Origin of the sequence: Sorangium sp. So ce1036, from assembly GCF_051369805.1 — a bacterium.
Classification (GTDB): Bacteria; Myxococcota_A; Polyangia; order Polyangiales; family Polyangiaceae; genus Sorangium; species Sorangium cellulosum_F.
In genome coordinates this window covers 1,596,708-1,612,575 of sequence record NZ_JBBMOX010000001.1, presented here as the reverse complement: position 1 = coordinate 1,612,575, position 15,868 = coordinate 1,596,708, and the positions used below count along the sequence as shown (strand labels likewise).

Annotated in this window: 13 protein-coding genes; 5 read left to right on the top strand and 8 right to left on the bottom strand. The window is 72.6% G+C overall.

Annotation, left to right across the window (positions count from 1 at the left end):
• From WMF31_RS05940 to glgC, 4 genes are all read right to left on the bottom strand, one after another.
• The gene (locus tag WMF31_RS05940; protein ID WP_129352873.1) at positions 1–747 is read right to left on the bottom strand and encodes an RsmE family RNA methyltransferase; all 747 of its coding nucleotides are present in this window, start codon (positions 745–747) and stop codon (positions 1–3) included.
• Positions 744–1,676, bottom strand: coding sequence for a 50S ribosomal protein L11 methyltransferase (locus tag WMF31_RS05935; protein ID WP_129352875.1), 933 nt, complete (start codon positions 1,674–1,676; stop codon positions 744–746). The genes WMF31_RS05940 and WMF31_RS05935 overlap by 4 nt, the downstream gene beginning before the upstream one ends.
• A 122-nt stretch (positions 1,677–1,798) precedes the next feature.
• Positions 1,799–2,494 carry a metallophosphoesterase gene (locus WMF31_RS05930; protein ID WP_436600995.1) on the bottom strand — a complete coding sequence of 232 codons (696 nt, stop codon included), beginning with the start codon at positions 2,492–2,494 and terminating at the stop codon, positions 1,799–1,801.
• Between the two features lie 415 nt (positions 2,495–2,909).
• Positions 2,910–4,178, bottom strand: coding sequence for a glucose-1-phosphate adenylyltransferase (glgC, locus tag WMF31_RS05925; RefSeq protein ID WP_129352879.1), 1,269 nt, complete (start codon positions 4,176–4,178; stop codon positions 2,910–2,912).
• A 481-nt stretch (positions 4,179–4,659) separates the two neighbouring features.
• On the opposite strand from glgC, the gene WMF31_RS05920 reads away from it, so the two are divergent.
• Positions 4,660–5,364, top strand: coding sequence for a hypothetical protein (locus WMF31_RS05920; protein WP_129352881.1), 705 nt, complete (start codon positions 4,660–4,662; stop codon positions 5,362–5,364).
• Positions 5,365–5,469: 105 nt separating this feature from the next.
• On the opposite strand, the gene WMF31_RS05915 is transcribed toward WMF31_RS05920, so the two are convergent.
• Positions 5,470–5,853 carry a hypothetical protein gene (locus WMF31_RS05915; protein ID WP_129352883.1) on the bottom strand — a complete coding sequence of 128 codons (384 nt, stop codon included), beginning with the start codon at positions 5,851–5,853 and terminating at the stop codon, positions 5,470–5,472.
• Positions 5,854–6,033: 180 nt separating this feature from the next.
• Positions 6,034–6,402 (bottom strand): hypothetical protein, encoded by a 369-nt coding sequence (locus tag WMF31_RS05910; protein ID WP_129352885.1) that lies wholly within the window; start codon positions 6,400–6,402, stop codon positions 6,034–6,036.
• Positions 6,403–6,641: 239 nt separating this feature from the next.
• Here WMF31_RS05910 and WMF31_RS05905 point away from each other — a divergent pair, with 239 nt between their 5' ends.
• Both WMF31_RS05905 and WMF31_RS05900 read left to right on the top strand, forming a co-directional pair.
• On the top strand, positions 6,642–8,537 hold the full coding sequence (locus tag WMF31_RS05905; RefSeq protein ID WP_129352887.1) for a chloride channel protein: 1,896 nt from the start codon (positions 6,642–6,644) through the stop codon (positions 8,535–8,537).
• Positions 8,538–8,986: 449 nt separating this feature from the next.
• Positions 8,987–9,424 (top strand): response regulator, encoded by a 438-nt coding sequence (locus WMF31_RS05900; protein ID WP_436600994.1) that lies wholly within the window; start codon positions 8,987–8,989, stop codon positions 9,422–9,424.
• A 489-nt stretch (positions 9,425–9,913) separates the two neighbouring features.
• Here the strand turns inward: WMF31_RS05900 and WMF31_RS05895 are convergent, their stop codons facing one another.
• Positions 9,914–12,073, bottom strand: coding sequence for a glycosyl hydrolase (locus WMF31_RS05895; protein ID WP_436600993.1), 2,160 nt, complete (start codon positions 12,071–12,073; stop codon positions 9,914–9,916).
• Between the two features lie 274 nt (positions 12,074–12,347).
• Positions 12,348–12,923: a peroxiredoxin gene (locus WMF31_RS05890; protein WP_436600992.1), complete on the bottom strand. Its 576-nt coding sequence runs from the start codon at positions 12,921–12,923 to the stop codon at positions 12,348–12,350.
• A gap of 383 nt (positions 12,924–13,306) precedes the next feature.
• Here WMF31_RS05890 and WMF31_RS05885 point away from each other — a divergent pair, with 383 nt between their 5' ends.
• The gene (locus WMF31_RS05885; RefSeq protein WP_436600991.1) at positions 13,307–14,491 is read left to right on the top strand and encodes a thiolase family protein; all 1,185 of its coding nucleotides are present in this window, start codon (positions 13,307–13,309) and stop codon (positions 14,489–14,491) included.
• On the top strand, positions 14,488–15,384 hold the full coding sequence (locus WMF31_RS05880) for an MBL fold metallo-hydrolase (RefSeq protein ID WP_436600990.1): 897 nt from the start codon (positions 14,488–14,490) through the stop codon (positions 15,382–15,384). The genes WMF31_RS05885 and WMF31_RS05880 overlap by 4 nt, the downstream gene beginning before the upstream one ends.
• The last annotated feature ends 484 nt before the right edge of the window (positions 15,385–15,868 follow it).

The following is a 15,868-nucleotide window of genomic DNA, read 5'->3' as shown; positions in this document are numbered from 1 at the left end:
TCACCCCGCGTGCGCGTCGCTCACCGCGATGAGCGCCCCGAGCGCCGCGGCGCACACCGTCTCGGTGCGCAGCGTCAGCGCGCCGAGGCGCACGCGCTCGAACCCGAGCGCCGCGCACACGCCGAGCTCCTCGGGCGCGAGCCCGCCCTCCGGGCCCACCACGAACGCCGCCTCCATGCCCGGCGCGAGCGCCGCGAGCCGCGCGCCGAGCGGCGTCTCCGCGTACGGATCCAGGCACATCCCGAGCGCCCCGCCCTCGGTCGCGCGCGCGGCCGAGAGCGCCGCCGCCAGCGACATCGGCGCGTCCACCCGCGGCGCGTCGCCGCGGCCGCACTGGCGCGCCGCCTCCACCGCGATCCGCCGCCAGCGCTGGCTCTTCTCCTCGCCGGGCCGCGCCACGCTGCGCGCCGAGATCGCCGGGATGATGCGCGTCGCGCCGAGCTCGGTCGCGTCGCGCACCACCGCGTCCATCTTGTCGCCCTTGCCGATCGCCTGGATCCACGTCACGCGCCGCCCGGGCCGCAGCGCGGCGGGGCGGGGCGCGTCGATGCGCGCCTCCGCGGTGTGGCGGCCGATCGACTCGAGCGTGGCGTCCGCCTCGATCCCGAGCTCCGGATCGAACACGATGAAGCGATCGCCCTCGCGCAGGCGGTGCACCCGCACGACGTAGCTCGCCGCCTCCCGGGGCAGCGCGATCACGCCGGGCGCGATCGCGCCGAGCGGCACCCTGAGGAGCGCCTGGGTCATTCCGGCGCGCGGAACAGGAGCGCCACCCACCCCTCGCCGCCCGCGTCGCCCCGCGACGCGCCGCGATCCTCGCGCGGCGATGCGGGATCGGGCCGCGTCGCCACGTGCTCGAGCCGGCGGGGCAAGGACGTGTACCGCGCGACGAGATCGTCGCGCTCGCCCTCCAGGATGCCCGACAGGATCAGCCGCCCGCCCGGCGCGAGCACGCGGGCGAGCTCGGGCGCCATCGGCCGGAGCACCCGCGCCTCGATGTTCGCGACGACCCACGGGAACTGCCGCGTCACCGCCTCGACCACGCCGGCGCTCGCGTCGATGCGCCCCTCGAGGCCGTTGCGGGCCGCGTTCTCGAGGACCACCTCGATGACATCGTCGTCGTTGTCGATCGCGACGGCCCGCTCCGCCCCGAGCAGCAGCGCGACCAGCGCGAGGATGCCGCTGCCCGTGCCCACGTCGAGGATCTCGCGGCCGCGGAGCTCCGCCGCGTGCTCGTCGAGCAGCTCCGCGACGAGCGCGGTCGTCGCGTGCAGGCCCGTCCCGAACGCTCGCCCTGGCTCGAGCAGCAGCGCCCGCTCACCCTCGCCGCGCGGCGTGTAGTCGACCCACGGCGGGACGACGGTGATCGTGGGCGTCAGCGGGAACGGGGCGAAGTGCTCCTTCCAGGCGTCGCGCCACGCGTCGCCCACGACCTCCTCGAGGCGCGCGGCGAGCGGGGGCGACAGCTCGCCGAGCGCCGCGATGGCGGCCGTCGCCTCGTCGTGATCGTCGAAGCTCGCGACGAGCGTCACCTGACCTGCGCGGGCGCCGCGCACGAGCGTCTGCTCGTCGCGTTGCTCCACGCCGGTCGCGCCGAGCTCGAAGAGCGCGGCCGCGATCTCGTCGGCTTCCGGCTCGGGGACATCGACTGCAACGAACGGGTATCGAGGCTCCACTGGCTTGCTCCGTGACAGGGACCGCCGGGGCGCGGCGGCGCGCGAGCCTAGCGAAGATCCCGCGCGGCCGCTCCGCCGATCGCGCGAAAGTGCTGGAACATGCGGAGCAATTCCGCGCCCGGCTAGCGGCCCACGTAGCGGCGTCGCGACGGGACCGAGACGAGCACCTCGGCGCGCGAGGCGGGCGGGGGCACGCGCTCGCCGTCGTGGAGCACCATCGCGGTGAGGCGCCCGCCGTAGACGGCGCCCGTGTCGATGCCGGTCGCCCACGCGTGCATCTGCGGCTCGCTCCGCGCGTTGTGGCCGAACACCACGTGCGGCGGGCCCTTGTAGGTCTGCCCCCACAGCGTCTTGCCCCCGCGGCGCTCGATCGGCTCGCCGTAGCGGCCGAGGCAGCGGACGTACATCAACGTGTGCGGATCTTGCCGCTCGATCGGCAGCCCGGGGATCAGCCCCGCATGGACCACGCGCAGCCCGTGGTCCGGCAGATCGAGCCAGTACGGCAGCGTCTCGAGCCAGGCCCAGTCGCGCTTGCGCAGCTGCTGCGCGGTCAGCCGCGAGAGCTCGCCCAGCGGCTCGCCGCGAGGATCGCTGCGCCCCGCGTGCCAGCGGAGCAGCCGATCCTCGTGGTTGCCCCGCACCGACACCGCGCCGATCTGCTGGAGCAGATCGAGCGTCCCGCACGGGTCCGGCCCGCGCACGATGAGATCGCCGACCATGACGACCCGGTCGCCCGACGCGTAGCCGACGTGCTCGATGAGCCGCGCCAGCTCATCCCGGCAGCCGTGGACGTCACCGATGATGATCGTGCGCGGCATCTCATGCCAACCGTAGCAGGGACGCCCCGTCCAGGGAGCACCGCCGACCGCGTCTGCACGCACCCGGGTTGAAGCGGCCCCAGCCCCACCCGGGTTGAGGCGGCCCCAGCCCCACCCGGGTTGAGGCGGCCCCACCCAGGTTGAGGCAGCCCCCACCCAGGTTGAGGCGGCCCCACCCAGGTTGAGGCAGCCCCCACCCAGGTTGAGGCGGCCCCACCCAGGTTGAGGCAGCCCCCACCCAGGTTGAGGCGGCCCCCACCCAGGTTGAGCCCCCGACCTGATGGCCGAGCTCCGGCATCCCCGCCGGGCGGGGCCGCGCGGCCCCGCCGGCCGGCCGAGGGCGGCGCCCTTCCCCGGACGCGGCGCGCCGGGAGCGCCCGCGCCCGGTTCCGGCGCCCCGGTCAGGCGCGGGGCCTCACGGCGAGCCGATCTTCGCGCGCTTCGGGATGACGACGATCCCGCCCTCGCTGACGAACCACTTCTTGCGGTCCTCCTCGAGGTTGAAGCCGATCTCCGCGCCCGCGGGGATCTCGACGTCCTTGTCGATGATGCAGCGGCGGAGCTTGACGTGCCGGCCGATCTTGACGTCCTCGAACAGCACGCACTCCTCGATGTGGCTGAACGAGTTCACGCGCACCCGGTTCGAGAGCACGCTGCGGTGGATCCGGCCGCCGGAGATGATGCACCCGAGGGACACGAGGCTGTCCGTCGCGATGCCGACGCGCGCGTTCGCCTCGTCGCGGAACACGAACTTCGCGGGCGGGTCGTGGCTGATGCCCGTCCGGATCGGCCAGCGCGGGTTGTAGAAGTTGAACGCCGGCTGGATGTTGACGAGATCCATCTGGGCGGCCCAGTACGCGTCGATGGTCCCGATGTCGCGCCAGTAGCCCGCCCCCTCGTCCTCGCCGGGGACGCGGTTCTCGTGGAAATCGTAGACGTAGACGCGGCTGCCGCCCTTGACCATCCGCGGGATGATGTCGCGCCCGAAGTCGTGCGCGCTGTCCTCCGTCGCGGCGTCCTGCTCGAGCACGTCGAGCAGCGCCGGGGTCTTGAAGATGTAGTTGCCCATCGAGGCCAGGCACATGCCCGGCCGGCCCGGCATGCTCGGCGGATCCTTCACCTTCTCGTGGAAGGCGATGATGCGCCCCGACTCGTCGCACTCGATGACGCCGAACGCCCTCGCCTCTTCCTTGGTCACCGGGATGGCGGCGACCGACACGTCGGCGTCGCGCGCCAGGTGCTCGTGCAGCATCTGGCGCACGTCCATCTTGTAGACGTGATCGCCGCCGAAGATGCAGAGGTGCTCGGGCGACTCGTCCGTGATGACGTGCTGGGTCTGGTAGACGGCGTCCGCCGACCCCTTGAACCAGCTCTTGCCGGTGCGCTGCTGCGCCGGCACGGTCTCGATGAAGCTGTCGAGCATCGGCGACAGGCGCCAGGCTCGGGCGATGTGCTCGTCTAGCGACGCGCTCTTGTACTGCGTGAGGATCTTGATTCGGTGCAGGCCGGAGTTGACGAAGTTCGAGAGGACGATGTCGATGATCCGGTAGCGGCCGCCGAACGGCACGGCTGGCTTCGCCCGGTCGTGTGTGAGCGGGCCGAGCCGGCGGCCTTCGCCGCCTGCGAGGATCATCACCAAAATCTTCGACGCTTCGAAAGCGGCGCGCAGGGTCGTCTCGCGCATGGGACGGAGAGGGTAGCCGATCGAAGTTGCCAGCGCGAAGAGCGGAAACGCCTTCTTCGCGTACAGCAGAGCACGGAGGGCGGGAGAACACGGCGAGAGCCGGCGCAATGACGCCCGCGCGCCTCGGGCGGGCCGTGGCCCTCGGCGCGCGCCGCGCCCCACCTCGGCCGCGCGGGCGCCGGCGCCGGCGCCCGCGCGGCGCCTCGGGCGCGCTCCCCCGGCGCTCCTCGCTCCCGGCGCACGCCCGCGCGCGCCTCTCCGGCGAGGTCCCCTCGGTGCTCCGCCGCATGGCCGCTCGATGAAGAGAGGGGGACGTTTCCGTTTCTCTTTACGATCCGCTCGCGGCCGTGATAGCCGTTTCGCCGCCGCGCACGCATGCGAGAGGCACCTGGATCGCGCGCGGCGCGATGCTGTCCGACGGCTACTCCAGGGCTGGAACTTTCCCGCTGGATGTGCCCGTCTCGTTGACCCTGGAGATGCCATGAACGTCCGATTCGGTCGACCCCTCGCCGCCGCAGTCCTCCTCGTCGCGGGCACTTCAGCGTGCGGAGGGGACGAGCAGCCGTACCAGCCGAAGCCCGCGTTCAGCGGCCGGAAAGCGAACCTGCCCGCGGTGCCGACGCTGCCCGCCAAGGTGAGGAAGCAGGGCGACGTCTACACGGTCTGGGGGCTCACCCACGACCTCCGGAGCCGTGTCCACTTCGAGGACGTGAACGGCAAGAAGGTCACGGTCGCCGGCTACATCGTCAAGACGAACCTCGGGGACGCCCCGAAGTGCGCGGTGCACAAGACCGGCAAGGCCGACCCGCCCGACTGCAACGCGCCGGTCCCGAGCTTCGCCATCGCCGACGAGAAAGGCGAGACGAAGGACATGATCGAGGTGATGGGCTGGGCCTCGAACTTCGCGCAGATCTACAGCATGATCGAGGAGATCGACCGCAAGCCCAAGGGCAAGGAGGGCGAGGCGAAGGTCACCGACGAGTTCTGGGGCCAGGAGCTGCCGAACCCGATCCCGAACGTCGGCGCGAAGGTGAAGATCACCGGCACCTACGGCGTGACGTTCACGAAGTCGACCGGCGGCGCCGCGGCCAACCCGAAGTACGGCATCCTGTCGGCGGAGCAGATCGAGTACCTCGAGCCGCCGCCCGAGAAGGCCTATCTCCCCGGCATGCGGAAGAAGCCCTGACGCCGCCGGGCGCCCGGCGTGGAGCGGCGGATGGCCCTCGCGGCCGCCGCCGCACCCCGGGGCGCGGGAGCGAGCCCCCCCGCGGCGCAGCGGGCCGCCGGCGCCTCAGCGGCGGAGGGGCCGGACCTTGATGCCGGCGTCGGTCGCCGCGGACTCGAAGATCGCCTCGATCAGGAGCCGCCGCACCTCGGGGTCGTGCGCCTCCCGGTGCTCGAGCCGCACCAGCGACGCCGGCGCCTTGCGCGCGATCGCGTCGAACAGCGCCGGATCGAACCGGTACAGATCCTCCATCACGAGGACGGCGTACGGCCGCGACGCCCCGACGACCGCCCGGAGCGACCGCAGGTCGGCCTCGCGCACCGCCACGCCGAGCCGCGCCCCTGCGTCGCGGCACGCTGCGACGAGCTCCGCCGGGCAGCCGGCGACGATCACCACCGGAACGGGGGGAGCGCCCGGGACCACGGCCTTGCGCGGCTTCGGCACATCCATACGAGCGCTGCGTATGACCATGACCCGGGTCGCCGGCAAGGGAAACTTGTGCCGGACCACCCCGCGCGCGGCGCCCGCGGGTGCGCGGGGCGCCCCGGCGCGTGACGCCCCCAGCGCGCGCTGGGGCCCTGCTCCACGTGCCACCTCAGCGCGCGCTGGGGCCCTGCTCCACGTGCCACCTCAGCGCGCGCTGGGCCCCTGCTCCACGTGCCACCCTCGGCCCTCCTCCGCGCCGATGAACTGGACCCGCCCCGAACGCTCCAGATCGTCGATCAGCTCCTCGGCCTCGAGCTGCGAGATGTCGATGCGCGCGCACAGCACGTCCCGGAACTGCGTCTTGCCCTGCACGTAGTCGGCGTCGACCAGCGGGCCGAGCGTGCTCGCCAGGATCTCGGCGGCCAGGTCCAGCGCCAGCACGGGCGTGAGCACGGTCTCGTCGGTCGTGCGGACGGCCTCGTCGGTCGTCTGGACCGCCGCGTCGCCCGTCGCGACGGTCTCGTCTCCGGTGATGATGGTGCCGTACTCGGCGGTGCTCCGATCGGTCGTCATGCCTCCTCCTCCTCGCCCCAGCGGGGAGCCCGGGCGGGCCCGGGGACCACGCCCACTGCCGGTTGCTCCGGTGCTCATGGGGCGGGGAGGCGCCCACCGGAAGCCGGCGCCGGCGGAGGTCCCCGCCAGCGACGTCGGACCCAGCCGCGAATTGGGCGGGCAACTCGCGGCACGATCGGAGAAACTAACGCGCCCGCCGCGCCCCTCGCGCGCGCGAGGCCCCCTGGACCACGCACGACATGTCGTCCCCCGAGGACCTGCCCACACGCCCCAGCCGCTTCGGAACCGTCCGCACCCCGCTCCCGAGGCCACAGGGGCTGATCGCGTTCCAGCTCGTCGGCCGGGTGTTGCTCCACGCCATCCTCGTCGGCGCGGCGGCCGGCATCGTCGGCTCGCTGTTCTTCGCCGCCCTCGAGCTCGCCGAGCACGAGCTGCTCGTCACGCTCACCGGGTACAAGCCGCTCCGCGCGAAGGGCGAGGCGGTGTTCGCGGGCGTGAGCGCCGGGCCGTTCCGGCCGTGGCTCGTCTGCGTGCTGCCGGCGCTCGGCGCCCTCGCCGGCGGGCTGCTCTCGGCGAAGCTCGCGCCCGAGACCCGCGGCGGCGGCTCCGACGCGTTCATCGACGCGTTCCACCACCGCGGCGGCGCCCTCCGCCGCCGCGTCCCGCTGGTCAAGGCGCTCGCCTCGATCCTCACGCTCGGCTGCGGCGGGTCCGGCGGGCGCGAGGGCCCGACCATGCAGATCGGCGGCTCGATCGGCTCGATCATCGGGCGCGCCCTCCGCGTGGGCGCGCGCGAGCGGCGGATCCTGCTCATCGCCGGCGCGGCCGCCGGCATGTCCGCCGTGTTCCGGACGCCGCTCGGGGCCGCGCTCCTCGCCGTCGAGGTGCTGCACCGCGACGACTTCGAGTCCGACGCGCTCGTGCCCTCCATCCTCGCGAGCGTCGTCTCCTACTCGGTCTTCATCTACTTCTTCGGCGAGTCGACGCTCTTCGCGCACGCGCCCCGCTACCCGTTCATCCCCGGCCACCTCCCCCTCTACGCCGCGCTCGCGCTCGTCGTGTCGCTCGTGGCGACGTTGTTCCTCCGGACGCTGCACACGGTCGAGCACACGATGAGCCGCGTGACGCTGCCGTCGTGGGCGAAGCCCGCGCTCGGCGGCCTCGCGCTCGGCGCGCTCGTGACCCCGCTGCTCATGCTGCTCGGGCCGCGCTTCGACCGGCTGGGGCAGGGCTTCGGGCTCCTCGGCGCGGGCTACGGCGCGGCCCAGATCGCGATCACGGGGGCGAGCTGGATGCCGAGCGGGTGGACGGCGGTGCAGCTCCTGCTCGTGCTCCTGGCGACGAAGATCGTCGCGACCTCGCTCACGGTGGGCTCGGGCGGCAGCGCGGGCGACTTCGGCCCGTCGCTGGTGCTCGGCGCGCTCACCGGCGGCGCGTTCGGGCGCGCGGCGGAGCTGCTCCTGGGCGACCCGCGCATCGATCCCGGCGCGTTCGCCCTGGTGGGGATGGGCACGTTCTACGGGGGCATCGCGCACGTGCCGATCGGCTCGCTGGTCATGGTCTGCGAGCTCGCGGGCAGCTACGACCTGCTCGTGCCGCTGATGCTCTGCGAGGGCATCGCCTTCGTGGCGCTCCGGCACAGCACCCTGTACCGCGCGCAGATCGCGACGAAGCGCGAGTCGCCCGCGCACCGGGACGAGCTCATCGTCGACGTGCTCCGCAGCATCCGCGTCGCCGACGTCGTGATCCGCAGCCGCCCGTTCGTGTCGTTCGACGCGCGCACCCCCGCGTCGCAGATCATCGAGCGCATCGCGGCGTGCGAGTGGCAGGACACCTTCCCCGTGCTCTCGGAGGACGGCAGGGTCATCGGCACCGTCGACGCCGAGATCCTGCGCACCACGGCGACGAGCCCCGAGCTCTCGGGGCTCGCCATCGCCCACGACATGATGACGGGCCCGGCCTCGGTCCGCGAGACGGAGGACCTGCACCGCGCCCTGCAGGTGCTGCTGGAGCACGGCGTGCGCGAGCTCCTGGTCGTCGACGCGGACGGCAAGATCGTCGGGTTCCTCGACGAGGCCGACGTCACCCGCGCCTACCACGAGGCGACCGCGCGGCTCGAGGCCGCGGGGTCCTAGGCGCCGCGGGGCCGGGGGGCGCCGCGGGGTGCTTGGGCGCCGCGGGGCCGGGGGCGCCGCGGGGCCGGGGGCGCCGCGGGGTCCTAGGCGCCGCGCTGTCCACGACACGACGCGCCGCGCGCTGGTTCATCCGCGACGGCGCGTCGTCGCCGCGGCGGGCGCAAGCTTCCGTCGGCCCCTCCAGCGGCGGCGCACCGCGGCCGCCCGCGCTTCACCGGGGCGCGTCAACGGATGTCCTGGTCGCGCCGCGCCGTGGCGTGCGGATTCCAGCGCGATGCAGCAGCTCGGAACCTCCTGTGGTTTCGGGAGACTCCTGAGCTACCAATCTTGGATTCCACGCAGCGACGGATCGAAATGCGTGGTGGATACTCTGGCTCGTCCCTGGAATTCGATCCGGAGAGGGCGCGGGGGAGATGAGCATGCTGGTCGATACCTTCGGAGGTCGGACGGTGCGGCGCAACGCTGAGGTACGAACACGCTCGAGCGCGCCGAACAGCCGCGCCAAGCTGGTGGTTGTCGTCGACGATGAGCCGAGCATCCAGGAGGTCGTGAGCATGATCCTGGAGAGCGAGGGCGGCTACGAGGTGCGCTGCGCCTCGAACGGCGAGGAGGCGCTCGCGCTGCTCGATCAGATCGCGCCGCCGGATCTGCTCATCGTCGACATCATGATGCCGGTCATGGATGGCTGGGGTCTGCTCACCGCGTTGCGGCACAACGAGAAGACGGCGCGCATCCCGGTCATCGTCTCCTCCGCGTCGTCAAAGCACGACGCGACGAGCCTCGGTGTCGCTCGCGTGCTGCCGAAGCCGATCGATTACGACGCGTTCCTCGCGGCGGTCGACGAGCTGACGCGCTGCCGGGAGCGGGAGATCCTCGACGCGGAGTAGTCGTGACGAGCGGCGGCGCGCGGCCTGGAGGCTGGGCCGTCGGGGTTGCCAGGGAGCACGCGCCGGGGGGTGTGTCCGCGCGCGCCGGCGTGGCGCGGGCGGGCGCTCGGCCATCCGCCAGGACGGGAGCGTGAGCGCTTGCGCATACAACACCACCCGGCATGTCTCCCTTCGGGCCTTGCCGCCTGAGACGTTTCGTCGCGCGCCACACGAAGCGCGCCTGAAACCTCGAGCCCACTGAGACCTCATGGCACCTCGGTCGGTGCTCGGCGCGCCCGCCCGCGCCACGCCGGCGCGCGCGGACACACCCCCCGGCGCTCACCGCGTGGAGGAGAAGGCCCGGGTCCTTGATGGGGCACGAGCAAGATCCGGGGATGGGGGCCCCCGGAGAGGGAGCTCACCGGGGACCGGGGGTGAATCGGGTGGGGATGGGGGCCGGGCAGGTCGGAGGGCCCCGTCACGTGATCGGGGCCGCCGCGGCCCCCTGGCTCAGAGCTGCGGTCGCGTGGCGATCCAGTAGAGCAGCGCCGTCTTGCTGAGCCCGTCCTCGAAGGCGGTCTCGGGCAGCTCACCGGCCGCCTCCCAGGCCGCCTCGCCGTCGATCGTCGCCTGCGCCGCGATCAGGAAGGCGCGCCAGGGGTCCTCCGCGCCGGCCGCGGCCTCCTCCATCGACGGCCACGCGTCCTCGATCCACGAACTGGAGAGGAGCGACTCCGAGATGGGCGTGATCGGCGAGATCTGGAGACCGAAGGCGTACGCGGGGTCCGCGCCGAGCCGAGACTCGGACGCCACCCGCGTGCCCCAGACATTCCCCACAACGCGGTTCTCGTTGAACGGCGCACCGTAGACGGAGCCCTGGGCCTTGATCTGCCAGTAGGTCTGCGCAGAGGCCGTCTCCACCGCGAGGAGCACCCGCCCGAGGTTCTTCAGATCCTCGTTCTCGAGCGCCTCGCCGAGGAGCTGCACGCTGTACCACGCGTTGACCGTCTCGGACGTCGACTCCTGGCTGCGGCCGTCCGCGGACTCCATCAACCCCGTCGCCCAGGAGTGACCCCTGAACCAGTCCATGTGGCGGAAAGGCGTGAAGTACGGGTCGCGCGCGCTCGGGTTCGCGATGTCCCGGACCAGCCAGAGCGCCTTGTCGGCATACTTCGTCCGCCACGCCTCGTCGCTCTTCGCCAGCACGGCCGCGGCATAGAGGAAATAGCCGTAGTTGATGTGGTGCTTGTTGTAGTACCCCTCGCCGAGCTCCTTGTCCGGCGCATCCATCCCCTTCGTCGTCACGATGCCGCCCCAGGTCGTGTCGTAGACAAGGGGGTTATCGTTCTCGCCGTCGAGCCACGCGTTGAGGAGCGACTTGAGCCGCGCCCTGAGCTCTTCCGCGAGATCCGGCTTCTGAACCGCCTCGGCGATCTGCGCGAGCCGCGCGAGCTTGGCCATCTGCTGGCCGCCGAGGTACGGGTCCGAGCCGACGATGTCCGCGTCGGGCCTGTACGTCCCGTCGCCGTCCTCGAGCGCCGTCACGACGGCCTCGCCCCACGCGTCCGCCACGCGGCGCGGCGCGTCCCAGCCGACCGTGCTGAGCGGGTAGGAGAACTCCCAGGTCGAGCCGACGACCCCCTTCATCGTGCCGATCGCCGTCGCGAACGAGATGTCCGCGGACTCGTCCTTCTCCAGGTGCTCGACGTGGTGCGGCAGCGCCATGGTCAGGAGGTCCCCCTCCCCCTCCGTCTTCCAGGCGAAGCGCACCGTGGCCGAGTCGCCGGTCACCGACGCCTCGATGTCGCCGCCCGTCGGGATGACCGCGGCGTGCTTGTCGAGCACGGGCGCGGCGTTCGCCTCGGGCCGGAGCGCGACGCGGAGCGAGCCCACGTAAGGCTCGCCGGCCTTCATGGACACGGCGTCCCACTCGAGGCTGATCTCGGGAGATGCATAGATGATCCACGTCTGGCCGTTGTTCAGCGAGACCTCGAATCGCTCGTCCTTGATCGTGGCCGGGCTCGAGGACTCGCCGTTCACCGCGGTGATCGCCACGCCCTCGCCGGCGAGCACGGAGGGGGCGATCCCCGCGTAGAAGGCCGTCACGTACGGCATGCCGTACACGATGGGCGTCCTCATGGTGCCCCCCTCCGCCGTCCACTCCACGGTGACCGAGAGGGGATCGAACTCCCGGATCGCGCGGCTGGAGAAGACCTGGCGCGCGCTGAGCCGCAGCTGCGACACGTCCGGCGTCGTGATCGACGCGCGATCCACGGCGATCTGCGGGCGGGAGATCGACAGCTCCTGACCGAGCGCCTTGAGATCGTACGGCGCCGCGTGGATGCGCTGCTTGCCCTCGCCGAGCACGAGGTTCATCCAGGGGGCGTCCGTGGGGTACGGCGACTTCAGGTCGCCGCGGACGTCGCTCGGCTCGACCGGGTGCGCCCGCTCCTCGAAGGCCGGCTTGTCCGTCGACAGCGGCTTGCTCCGATCGAGCTCCCAGGTCTGGATCGGCTCGCCGCCTTCGCCGCCAGCGCCCCCCTCGCCGCCGGCGCCCCCCTCGCCGCCTCCTCCGCCACCGTCGTTGGCAGCGGGCTTGGGCGGCGGATCGTCGCCGCCGCACGCGGCGATCGCCGCGAGGCACCCCAGCAAAGTCAACGTCCGCATCATCGGATATCTCAGAACCATGTCCCTACTCCCTCGCGCTCCGGAGCTCATCGATCCGCCTGATGCGAGGCGGTGTGAGAGACGAGCCCTGGCACCGTGGTCATTTCATCGATTGGCAAGCAACGAAGCAGGATTCTTTCACGAAGCGCGGGACACGTCCAGTCCAGAGCGCTCGCCCGCGGCGCGCCACGATGGCCCCAGTCGGCCGATCATCGGATCGCGCCGTTCAGACCCCCGGAGTCAACGATGTCGATGTTCTGCCGAAACAGGCGCCGCGTTATCGGGGCTTGGCCGCGGGCCGCTGCCGCGCCTTCACGGCGGTTTTCGTGGCCGCGGGCTTCGCGGCGGATCTCGTGGTCGCTCGCGGGGCCGGGGCAGGCGGCCCGGCCGCGCCGCCGCCGCGCACGAGCGCGAGCACCGCGTCGGCATGCCCGTCGACCTTCACGCTGCGGAAGGCGTGCTCCAATGTGCGGTCGGGGCCGATGATGAACGTGCTCCGGATCGTGCCCATGACCTTCTTGCCGTACATCGACTTCTCGCCGTAGGCGCCATAAGCCTCGTGCGCCACGAGGTCCGGGTCGCTGAGCAGCGTCACCTTCAGACCATACTTGTCCCTGAACTTCCTGTGGCGTTCGACGGAGTCGCGGGAGACGCCCAGCACGACGGCCCCGGCGTCGACGAACGCGCTCAGGGCGGCAGAGAAGGCCTGCGCTTCCCGCGTGCAGCCGGGCGTGTCGTCCTTCGGGTAGAAGTACAGGACGACCGTCTTGCCCTCGAAGCTCCCGAGGCTCACCGTCTCGCCCTTGTCGCTTTCGAGAGAGAAGTCCGGGGCTCGGTCGCCTGCATTCACCATCGCTCGTTCGCTCCTTGTCGGGTCGGCGCCGCGGAGGACTGACCCCCTTCGGCCTCGCGGCGGGCACGATACACGCGGCGTCGCCGGCGCACCACAAAGGGGCTCGAAAGGGGCAAAGGGTCTCGAAAGGCGCTCGCCCGGCGCCGACGGCGCGCCCGGGGGAGCGCGGCGCGGCCGGTCCGCCGGCCCGGCGACGGATGGCAGAGTCCGTCCGGCGGAGAACCGCCGGAGAACCGATCGAGCGCGAGGGGGGGCGGCGCGCAGGCCGAGGCGAATTTCGGGCCGGCTTGCCCCGGCCGGTCGCACGAGGTACCAAGGCGCATTCGTGAGACGCAATGGACGGCGTCCACGAATGACGCAGCAAAGCGCCCCTGGAGGAGATCATGACCCTACCTGTCCCCGTGTACATCGTCGCTGCGGCCCGGACCCCCATCGGCGCGTTTCAGGGTGCGCTCTCGCCCTTGCCCGCCCCTCGCCTGGGCGAGGTCGCCATCCGGGCGGCCCTCGAGCGGGCGAAGCTCGCCCCCGAGGCCGTCGAGGAGGTCTTCCTCGGCAACGTCCTGTCCGCCGGCATCGGGCAGGCGCCCGCCCGGCAGGCGGCCATCTACGCCGGCATCCCGGCCAAGGTGCCGGCCACCACGGTGAGCAAGGTCTGCGGCTCGGGCCTCCAGGCCGTCATCTTCGGCGCGAAGACGGTGGCGCTCGGCGACGCGGACGTCGTCGTCGCCGGCGGCATGGAGTCGATGTCGAACGTCCCCTACTACCTGCCGCAGGCGCGCTCCGGCTACCGCATGGGCGACGGCAAGCTCGTGGACGGCATGATCCACGACGGCCTCTGGGACCCGTACGGCAACTTCCACATGGGCACCGCGGGCGAGGCGTGCGCGAAGGAGCACGGCTTCTCGCGCGAGGCGCAGGACGAGTTCGCGCGGGAGAGCTTCCGCAGGGCGCTCGCGGCGCAGCGCGAGGGGCTGTTCGCCGCGGAGATCGCGCCCGTGTCCGTCCCGCAGAGGAAGGGCGACGCCGTGGTCGTGAAGGACGACGAGGGCCCGCCGGCCGGCAAGCCCGAGAAGTTCGCGTCGCTCCGGCCCGCCTTCCAGAAGGACGGGACCATCACCGCGGCGAACGCCTCGTCGATCAACGACGGCGCGAGCGCGCTCGTCCTGGCGAGCGAGCGGGCCGTCAAGGAGCACAAGCTCACGCCGCTCGCGCGCATCGTCGGCTACGGCGGCGCCGCGCAGGCCCCCGAGTGGTTCACGACGGCGCCGGCCGCGGCGATCGCGAACACGACGAAGAAGCTCGGCCTGACCACGGACCAGATCGATCTCTACGAGGTGAACGAGGCGTTCGCGGTCGTGGCGCTCGCCGTGAACAAGCTCGCGGGGCTCGACGCGCAGAAGGTCAACGTGCGTGGCGGCGCGGTCGCGCTCGGCCACCCGATCGGCGCGAGCGGCGCCCGCATCCTGACGACGCTGCTCCACGCCATGAAGGACCAGGGCGCGAAGCGCGGCCTCGCCACGCTCTGCATCGGCGGCGGCGAGGCGCTGGCGCTCGTCGTCGAGCGGTGATCCGGCCGCGGGCCGTCGCGCGCGGCGCGCGCTTCGTGGAGGCGTTCGCCGCGCGCACGCCGACCTTGCCGCCGGCGACGCACACGAACAGCTACGCGCTCGGCGGCCGCGAGGTGCTGCTCGTCGAGCCGGCGACCCCGTACGAGGACGAGCGCCGCGCGTGGCTCGCGTGGGCGCGGGGCCTCGCCTCGCAGGGGCGGACCGTGGTCGCCATCGCGCTGACCCACCACCACCCGGATCACGTGGGCGGCGCGCGCTTCTTCGCGGCCGAGCTCGGCGTGCCGGTCTGGGCCCACGCCGAGGCGGCGCCGCGCCTCTCGGACGTGCCGATCGCGCGCCGGCTGGCCGACGGGGACGTCGTGCGGCTCGGCGGGCCGGAGCCGATGGAGGTGCGGGTGCTGCACACGCCCGGGCACGCGCCGGACCACCTCTGCTTCTTCGACGAGGCAGGGGGCACGCTCATCGCCGGCGACATGGTGGCCGGCGTGGGGACCATCCTCATCGACCCCCGGGAAGGCGACATGGCGGTGTATCTGGCGCAGCTCGAGCGGCTGGCGGCGCTGGGGGCGCGGGTCGCGCTGCCGGCGCACGGCGAGCCGATCGACGCGCCCGAGGCGCTGTTCCGGCGCTACATCGCGCACCGGCTGGGGAGGGAGCGGCAGGTGCTCGCGGCGCTGGGAGCAGCGGCCGGCGCGGCCGGCTCGGCCGGCGAGGCGGGGGCGGCGGGGGCGACCCTCGAGGAGCTCCTGCCGGTCGCCTACGCGGACACGCCGCGCCTGCTCTGGCCGCTCGCGCGGCTGAGCCTCGAGGCGCACCTCCTCAAGCTGGCGCGCGAGGGGCGGGCCGCGCGCCACGAGGACCGGTGGCGGCGGACGGCGGAGGGCAGGGCGTGACGCCTGACGGAGGGCGGGGCGCGACGCCTGCGAGGGCGGGGCGCGACGCCTGACCAAGGGCGGGGGCGCGATGCCTGACCAAGGGCGGTCTTCTTCGGGTCCACGGCGAGCAGGTAGCGCGTGCCCGCCTCCGCGGCGGCGCGCTGGAGCGAGAGGATCTCCTCACCGGTCTTCGCCGTCAGCGCATTCCCGTTTTTCTTCTTGCTCGCCGCCATCTCGAGGCCGCGGCGCACCACCTTTCCGTCCTTCACCTCCGCCTTCCAGTACGCCTTGTGGAACTTCGCGACGTCGACCGCCTCGCCGAAGAGCACGTGAAGGGGCACGGAGATAGTCAGCTCCGCAGTTCCCGGAGAGGCAAGCGCTTCGTTCATCCACAGGTCCAGGTCGGTCTTCGCTCTGAACATCGGAATCTCCTGATGTGCAGATGGATTGGTCACGGGGAATGCGCTCCTCCCCAAGCGTTTCGGGTTAACGGAGGTCCGCG

Excerpts from the sequence above, each read along its gene's own strand:
- WMF31_RS05895 (WP_436600993.1), bottom strand. The coding sequence starts at position 12,073 with ATGATGCGGACGTTGACTTTGCTGGGGTGCCTCGCGGCGATCGCCGCG.
- WMF31_RS05930 (WP_436600995.1), bottom strand. The coding sequence starts at position 2,494 with ATGCCGCGCACGATCATCATCGGTGACGTCCACGGCTGCCGGGATGAG.
- WMF31_RS05920 (WP_129352881.1), top strand. The coding sequence starts at position 4,660 with ATGAACGTCCGATTCGGTCGACCCCTCGCCGCCGCAGTCCTCCTCGTC.
- WMF31_RS05910 (WP_129352885.1), bottom strand. The coding sequence starts at position 6,402 with ATGACGACCGATCGGAGCACCGCCGAGTACGGCACCATCATCACCGGA.
- WMF31_RS05905 (WP_129352887.1), top strand. The coding sequence starts at position 6,642 with ATGTCGTCCCCCGAGGACCTGCCCACACGCCCCAGCCGCTTCGGAACC.
- glgC (WP_129352879.1), bottom strand. The coding sequence starts at position 4,178 with ATGCGCGAGACGACCCTGCGCGCCGCTTTCGAAGCGTCGAAGATTTTG.
- WMF31_RS05890 (WP_436600992.1), bottom strand. The coding sequence starts at position 12,923 with ATGGTGAATGCAGGCGACCGAGCCCCGGACTTCTCTCTCGAAAGCGAC.
- WMF31_RS05885 (WP_436600991.1), top strand. The coding sequence starts at position 13,307 with ATGACCCTACCTGTCCCCGTGTACATCGTCGCTGCGGCCCGGACCCCC.
- WMF31_RS05915 (WP_129352883.1), bottom strand. The coding sequence starts at position 5,853 with ATGGATGTGCCGAAGCCGCGCAAGGCCGTGGTCCCGGGCGCTCCCCCC.
- WMF31_RS05940 (WP_129352873.1), bottom strand. The coding sequence starts at position 747 with ATGACCCAGGCGCTCCTCAGGGTGCCGCTCGGCGCGATCGCGCCCGGC.